This window comes from Segeticoccus rhizosphaerae, from assembly GCF_009192725.1.
Taxonomy (GTDB): Bacteria; Actinomycetota; Actinomycetes; order Actinomycetales; family Dermatophilaceae; genus Segeticoccus; species Segeticoccus rhizosphaerae.
Window position 1 is genome coordinate 1 of record NZ_VOHR01000364.1, and the last position, 3,499, is coordinate 3,499.

Sequence of the window (3,499 nt, forward strand, 5' to 3'; positions counted from 1 at the left end):
CAGGTCGCGCGTGGCGGTGTGGAGCGAGGAGGGGTCGCCCGCGCAGCAACCGGTCGAGGTGCCGCACGTCACGCGGGTTCAGGCCGGCGGCCCGGGCGGCGCGCAGGCTCTCCGGGCTGGTGATGGCGGGCACGACGAAGTGCGCTGCGGTACCGGCGGTATCGGTCCCCTGGCTCGGCGCCGGGTTGACCCGCAACTCGGGCTTGGCCGGCGCGACCCGCACGGTCTGCCCGGTCAGACGGGGCCCGATCAGGTTGGCGTAGGCCACGTTGCCCGCCCGGTTGGGGTGGTAGGACTCGTCGACCGGCCAGGACAGCCCGTTGATCCACTCGGTGTCGTCGCAGACGGCGTGCCCGGTGGAGGCGCTGCGCACATCGATACCGACTCCTTCGTCCGCGAAAGTGCCCCTCAGCCTCCTCCCCAGCCCGTGCTCGGCAAACCACGTCCAGCCCCTGGTTCGGTCAAGGAATGGTCAGCAACCGGATCGCCGTGACCGAACGTTCACCGATCTGCTTGCCAGGGTTACTGATGAGTAGCATGATGGAAGTTACCCGCCGGTAGGCGGGCGGAGCCGGCGGTGCCTTTCGCCGCCGACCTCATTACGGAGCATCGGAGGACGAGCCGCCATGGGCCACTACAAGAGCAACGTGCGTGACCTGGAGTTCAACCTGTTCGAGGTGCTGGGGCGCCAGGACGTGCTCGGCACCGGGCCCTACGCGGACGTCGACGCGGACACCGCGCGCGAGATCCTGCACGAGGTCGCGCGGCTGGCCGAGCACGAGCTCGCCGAGAGCCTGCTCGACTCCGACCGCACCCCGCCGGTCTTCGACCCCGAGCACAACACGGTCACGTTGCCGGAGTCGTTCAAGAAGTCCTACCGGGCCTACCTCGATGCGCAGTGGTGGCGACTCGACGTGCCGGCCGAGCTGGGCGGCACCGTGGTTCCGCCGTCGTTGCGCTGGGCCGTGGCCGAGCTCGTCCTGGGCGCCAACCCGGCGGTGCACATGTACTCCGCCGGGTTCTCCTTCGCCAAGGTGCTCTACACCCTCGGCACCGAGGACCAGAAGAAGCTGGCCCGGCACCTGGTCGACCGGCACTGGGGCTGCACCATGGTGCTGACCGAGCCGGACGCCGGCTCCGACGTGGGAGCAGGCCGCACCAAGGCCGTGCAGCAGGACGACGGCACCTGGCACATCACCGGCGTCAAGCGCTTCATCACCTCGGCCGAGGCCGACATCTACGACAACGTGGTGCACTTCGTGCTCGCCCGGCCCGAGGGCGCGGGCCCGGGCACCAAGGGCCTGTCCCTGTTCATCGTGCCGAAGTACCACGTCGATCTCGAGACCGGCGAGCTCGGCGAGCGCAACGGTGCCTACGTGACCAATGTCGAGCACAAGATGGGGCTCAAGGTGTCCACCACGTGCGAGGTCCGGTTCGGCGAGGACCAGCCTGCGGTCGGCACCCTGCTGGGCGACTCACACGACGGCATCGCGCAGATGTTCCGCATCATCGAGTTCGCCCGGATGATGGTCGGCACCAAGGCAATCGCCACCCTGTCGACCGGGTACCTCAACGCGCTCGACTACGCCAAGCAACGCGTGCAGGGGCCCGACCTGACCCAGCAGACCGACAAGTCCGCCCCCCGCGTGACGATCACCCACCACCCGGACGTGCGCCGCAGCCTGATGCTGCAGAAGGCGTATGCCGAGGGGTTGCGTGCTCTGGTGCTCTACACCGCCAGCCAGCAGGACATCGTGGCCCGGGCACAGCTCGAGTCGGGCGTCGAGGAGCTCGATCCGCAGTCGGAGGCGGGGCTGGCGAGCCGGGTCAACGACCTGCTGCTGCCGATCGTCAAGGGGGTCGGCTCGGAGCGGGCCTGGGTGCTGCTCGGGACCGAGTCGCTGCAGACGTTCGGCGGTTCGGGGTTCCTGCAGGACTACCCGGTCGAGCAGTACGTCCGGGACGCCAAGATCGACACCCTCTACGAGGGCACGACGGCGATCCAGGGACTCGACTTCTTCTTCCGGAAGATCATCAAGGACAAGGGGCAGGCGCTCACCCACCTCGCCACGCAGGTACAGGAGTTCGCCAAGGGGGCGGGCTCCGGTGACGAGCTGGTCCGCGAGCGCGAGCTGCTCGGGCAGGCCGCCGAGGACATGCAGGGCATCCTCGGCGCGATGGTGGGCTCGCTGATGGAGTCCGACCCCCGCGCCGAGGGCGGCGACGTGCGCAACCTCTACAAGGTCGGGCAGAACACCTCTCGGCTGCTGATGAGCGCCGGTGACGTGGTCATCGGCTGGCTCCTGCTCCGGCAAGCCGAGATCGCGGGGCGGGCCCTCGCCGCCCGCGCCGCCGAGCTGTCCGATGCAGACCGGTCCTTCTACCAGGGCAAGGTCGCCGCCGCCTCGTTCTTCGCGCGCACGGTGCTGCCGAAGCTCGCCGCGGAGCGCGCGATCGCCGAGGCCACCGACAACGCCCTGATGGAGGTCCCCGAGGACGCCTTCTAAATCCGGCTCCGTCACTCGCCGGGGCGGGGAAGGCGCCGGTCGTCGAGGACCGGGAAGCTCTTGCGGTAGGCGGCGACCGCGGCCAGGTCGACCTCGACGCTGAGCACCTGCTCGTCCTCACCGGCCTCGGCCAGGACCTCACCGTTGGCGGCCACGACCTGGCTGTGGCCGCCCATCGGCACCCCGGCGTGGGTCCCGGCAGTGTTGCAGGCCACGACGATGCACTGGTCCTCCACCGCACGGGCCCGCGCCAGCAGGCTCCAGTGCGCGACCCGTGGCATCGGCCACGCCGCGGGCACGACGAACATCGACGCACCGAGGTCGAGCTGGGCCCGGTAGAGCTCGGGGAAGCGCAGGTCGTAGCAGGTCGAGAGCCCGGCGCGTGCGGTCCCGGCGCCGTCGGGGACGTCGAGCACCACCAGGTCCTCACCGGCCTCCATGAGCAGGGGCTCACCCCGGCCGAACCCAAAGCGGTGGATCTTGCGGTAGGTCACCACCAGGTTGCCCCCGGCGTCGAACACCAGCGAGGTGTTCCAGAGGTCCTTGCCCTCCGGTCCGTGCGACCCGTCGGCCGGGCGCTCGACGATAGAGCCCGCGTGCAACAGGACGCCCGCGTCCCTGGCCGCCGCGGCCATGGCCGAGGCAATGGGCCCGTCCACGGGCTCGGCGCGCTCCTGCCAACCCTGGTAGGCGAATCCGCCTGCGCCCCACAGCTCCGGCAGCACGACCAGGTCGTGTCCGGCCTGGGCGCGGACCAGCTGCGCCACCCGCTCGGTGCGGTCCGCCACGCTCTCCTCATCGCCGTATGCGAGCTGGATCATCGCGATGCGCATGTCACTCTCCTGGTGTCGTCGGAGCCCCTCCGGGGGTCACCGTGTCGTCCGGCCGCGTGGCCGGCGTGGTCGAGCGCTCGGTCACCGGGCCCCGCCCGGCCAAGGCGGCGAGCTGGGCGTTGTAGGCACGCAGCTCGGCGTCGTCGTCGCGCTCCGCCT

General features: G+C 70.5%; 2 protein-coding genes and 1 pseudogene. 1 reads left to right on the forward strand and 2 read right to left on the reverse strand.

All coding sequences use genetic code 11. The features are described from left to right. Window positions 1-373, reverse strand: a pseudogene (locus FRW57_RS24565) (hypothetical protein); the annotation flags it as partial. A 253-nt stretch (window positions 374-626) separates the two neighbouring features. Between FRW57_RS24565 and FRW57_RS19050 the strand changes: the two are divergent. Further along, window positions 627-2,507, forward strand: coding sequence for an acyl-CoA dehydrogenase (locus FRW57_RS19050; protein WP_137121901.1), 1,881 nt, complete (start codon window positions 627-629; stop codon window positions 2,505-2,507). Between the two features lie 11 nt (window positions 2,508-2,518). On the opposite strand, the gene FRW57_RS19055 is transcribed toward FRW57_RS19050, so the two are convergent. Next, the gene (locus FRW57_RS19055; RefSeq protein WP_137121902.1) at window positions 2,519-3,340 is read right to left on the reverse strand and encodes a carbon-nitrogen family hydrolase; all 822 of its coding nucleotides are present in this window, start codon (window positions 3,338-3,340) and stop codon (window positions 2,519-2,521) included. Between the last annotated feature and the right edge of the window lie 159 nt (window positions 3,341-3,499).